Here is a 3983-nt window from a genome sequence, read left to right as displayed (position 1 = left end):
CCTTCGTGATGAGCGACGTGCTCTACACCATGCCTGTGGATGAAAACGGTGTCCCGGCAGGCAAGGCTGAGCCGCTGAACAATGAGGTGACCGATGCGCCCACCTATAACGGCGACGGATCGAAGCTCCTCTATCTGAACAATGGCAAGCTGAAGCTGATCGACCGCAAGACCAAAGCCATTACGCCGGTGACGGTAAGCCTGAAGTACACACCGGAACAGCCCGCGGGCTCGACCGTGATTCATGCGGGCAAGTTCTGGAAGGGCAGTGGACCCGATGTCCAGACGGACGTGGATGTTGTGGTGACCGGCAACCGTGTGATCTCTGTTACACCGCATGGGGCAACGCCTGTGCCTGCGGGCGCGAAGGTGATCGAGGCTACGAATTCGACGGTGCTACCGGGCCTGTGGGAGAACCACTCGCACCCAAACTCTGACAATTCCATCTACTACGGTGACCGCATGGGCCGCCTGTGGATGGCCTACGGCATCACCACGCTGCGCGACATGGCGGATAACGCCTATCGCGCTGTCGAGGAGAAAGAAGCCTTCGTCTCCGGCGCTGCCGTCGGTCCGCGTCTCTTCGCCACCGGCGAGGCTGTTGATGGCGAACGCGTCTACTACCCGATGATGATCGCCACCACCAGCGAGGCCCAGTTGCAGCGCGAGTTTCAGCGTCTGCATGCCTTGGACTTCGACTTCCTCAAGCTCTATGTGCGCCTGCCCTATAGCTGGATGAAGAAGGGCGATGAGTTCGCGCATAACGTCATGGGTGTGCAGACGGCGTCGCACTATCTGCTGCCTGCGGTGGCTATCGGCAATGACGGTATGAGCCACGTCTCGGCAACGGCCCGTACAGGATGGGCGTACTCCCGTTCTCTGACGGGCTTCAGCTATTCGGATGTGCAGCAGCTCGAGGCCGAGTCCGGCATGTGGACGATCTCCACGCTGCTCAACCAGAGCATCATCGGCAACTGGCCGGCGATGGCAGATGACAGCCGTTACAACATCGCTCCACCGTGGGAGAAGAACCGCCTGGTCAACGGGCGCAACGCCGCGGTGAAGAATCCTTCGACAGCCAGCGAAGACCGCGTCATGCGCGAGGAATCCACGGTAAAGGGCGTGCTCGATCGCAAAGGTCTGTACATCGGTGGAACCGACTCACCGTTGGACCTGCCTTCCACCTCATTGCATCTGAACCTGCGCAGCCAGGTGAAGTATGGGTTGCAACCCTGGCAGGCACTGGAGACGGTGACCAGCATCGCGGCGAAGGCCGCATTGCTGGACAAGGACCTGGGCACGCTGGAGAAGGGCAAGCTCGCCGACCTCATCATCGTCGATGGCGACCCACTGACGAACATCAGCGACGTCACCAATGTGCAATGCGTTATGACCAACGGGCATCTGCGGTCAGTGGCGGAGATTGCAGCTCCGTTCGAGAAGCTGACCACGGGAGCGAATATGTGCCCAGCAAAATAGTTGCTGGTTGCTAGTTCCTGGATGCTAGTTGGAAAGGCCGGCGGTTCTCGCCGGCCTTTCCTTCTGTTTGAGTGCCACAAATCCGGGCACCCCATCCATCGCATCGCGATGGGTGGGAGATTCGCGGTACGCGCGAACCGCTTTACTTTCACCGCCATCCAATCCTCGCAACCACACCTTTACCCCTCGTCTTTCCCCATCCAACCCGCCCTACACCCTCAGTCAAGCTAGTTGTGCTTCAATCAACATAGGGAGCATACCGTGTCAGAACGTCCAGATTTCGATCCATCTACACTCGTTATTCACTCCAATCGCTCCTACGAGATGCAGTCCAACTCCATTCTTTTTCCCATTCACCAGACGGCGACCTATATCCATGAGAGTGTCGGCGTTACCAAGGGATACGGCTACTCGCGTGGCGCCAACCCCACGGTGAATGCGTTGGAGCAGGCCATTGCCGCGATTGAGAACACGGCCACTGCACTCTGTTTCCGGTCTGGTATGTCAGCCATCCACACGCTGTGTATGGCAATCCTCAAGGCGGGCGATCACGTCATTCTCTCGGATGTGATCTACGGCGGCACCATGCGCCTGTTCCACCAGGTGCTGGGCAACTTTGGTATCGAGTACAGCTACGTCGATACCTCCAGCGCTGCTCCGGTAGAAGCCGCCATCAAGCCGAACACACGGCTGGTCTTCCTGGAGTCCCCGGCGAACCCCACGCTGAAGATCTCCGATATCCGCGGTGTCTCCGCGGTCGCGCATAAGCACGAGAACATCCTCGTTGCTGTGGACAATACCTTCCTCACGCCGCTGTTGCAGGACTGCCTCACGCTGGGTGCGGATGTCTCCATGCTCTCGACGACGAAGTATATCGACGGCCACAACGCTACCATCGGCGGATCGCTAGCTACCAACGATGAAAAGCTGGTAGAGCGACTGCGTCTGGTACGCAAGACCATCGGTTCGATCCAGACGCCCTTCGATTCGTGGCTGGCGTTGCAGGGCATCAAGACGCTGCCCGCTCGTCTGAACGTGCACTGCAACCACGCAAAGCAAATTGCTGCGTGGCTCGAAGCGCATCCGCGTGTGGCGAAGGTGAACTATCCGGGCCTCGACTCCTTCCCGCAGAAGGCGTTGGCTGCGTCGCAGCAGAGCGATTTCGGCGGCATGTTGAGCTTTGAGCTCGACGCCAGCACGGAAGATTCGCTGCGTTTCATGAACGCCCTCAAGCTCTGCACCTGCGCCGAGAGCCTCGGTTCGGTGGAGACGCTGGCGACCAATCCGGCTACGGCATCGCACTGCGACCTCACGCGTGAAGCACGCGAGGCGCTGGGAATCTCCGATCGCCTGATCCGTCTCTCGGTCGGTCTTGAAGCTCCGAAGGATCTTATTGCTGACTTCGAGCAGGCCTTCGCCGCGGTCTTCGGGAGCAAGGCGTGAAGTTCGGGACGCGGCTGGTTCAGTTTGATGCCGCTCCCGGCGACCCACTACGCCCTTCGGCGACACCGATCTACCAGACGGCCACCTTTGCGCAGGAGGAAGCGGACGCCTTCGGGAAGTTCGATTACTCGCGCTCCGGCAATCCCACCCGCAAGGTGCTGGAAGACCAGATGGCGGCGCTCGAGCAGGGAACGCGCGGTTTCGCCTTCGCCAGCGGCATGGCTGCGATCGCCACGGTCACGCATCTCCTTTCCGCCGGCGATGAGATCGTCGCCGACTACGATCTCTACGGCGGAGCATCCCGTCTCTTCGGCAAGGTGATTGGCCGCGCCGGCTTGAGCGTGAAGTTTGTCGATGCGCAGGATCTCGCCGCACTGGATCGGGCGATTACGCCGAAGACGAAGCTTGTCTATCTCGAGACGCCCACCAATCCGCTACTACGCATTCTGGACCTCGCCGCCATTGCTGAGGTGGCCCACCGCCACGGAGCCCCGGTTTGCGTTGACAGCTCGGTGATGTCGCCGTACCTGCAGAACCCGCTCACGCTGGGCGCCGATATTGTTCTGCATTCAGCCACGAAGTTCCTTTGCGGGCACTCGGATGTCACCGGGGGCGTCATCGTCGTGAAAGACGAGAAGCTCGCGCAGGAGATCTATTTCCTGCAGAACGCAGAGGGCACGGCTCTTGGACCGTTCGACTGCTACCTGGTGCTGCGGGGTCTTAAGACATTGAAGCTGCGGATCGACGCGCAGCAGGCGAATGCGCATAAGGTGGCGGAGTTTCTCGCGGCGCATCCGCGTGTGGCCGAGGTGAACTATCCGGGGCTGCCGTCGCATCCCGGCTACGAGCTGCAGCGGCGCCAGGCGAACGGTCCGGGCTCGTTGCTGACCTTCCGTGCCGGCTCGCGTGCCGCGGCAAAGCGCATCGCCGAGCAAACTGACCTGCTCAAGATCGCCGTGAGCTTTGGCTCGGTGAATTCGACCATCAGCATTCCGGCGGCGATGTCGCACGCCAGTGTTCCCGCCGAACACGACCGCTCGATTCCGGACGACCTGCTTCGCC

General features: G+C 60.6%; 3 protein-coding genes. All 3 read left to right on the top strand.

What is annotated here, in order from left to right; genetic code table 11:
• A partial coding sequence (locus AB4043_RS17285; protein ID WP_442307619.1) for an amidohydrolase family protein occupies positions 1-1478 on the top strand: 1478 nt, incomplete at its 5' end.
• A gap of 261 nt (positions 1479-1739) precedes the next feature.
• Complete coding sequence (locus AB4043_RS17280; RefSeq protein ID WP_442300550.1) at positions 1740-2921, top strand: trans-sulfuration enzyme family protein; 1182 nt, start codon at positions 1740-1742, stop codon at positions 2919-2921.
• Positions 2918-3983 (top strand): trans-sulfuration enzyme family protein (locus tag AB4043_RS17275; protein ID WP_442307618.1); only part of this gene is annotated, 1066 nt, incomplete at its 3' end. The genes AB4043_RS17280 and AB4043_RS17275, both read left to right, overlap by 4 nt.

Origin of the sequence: Terriglobus sp. YAF25 (assembly GCF_052113305.1) — a bacterium.
Taxonomy (GTDB): Bacteria; Acidobacteriota; Terriglobia; order Terriglobales; family Acidobacteriaceae; genus Terriglobus.
Note: the sequence above shows the minus strand (reverse complement) of the source record. Positions and strands in the feature narration are given on the sequence as shown.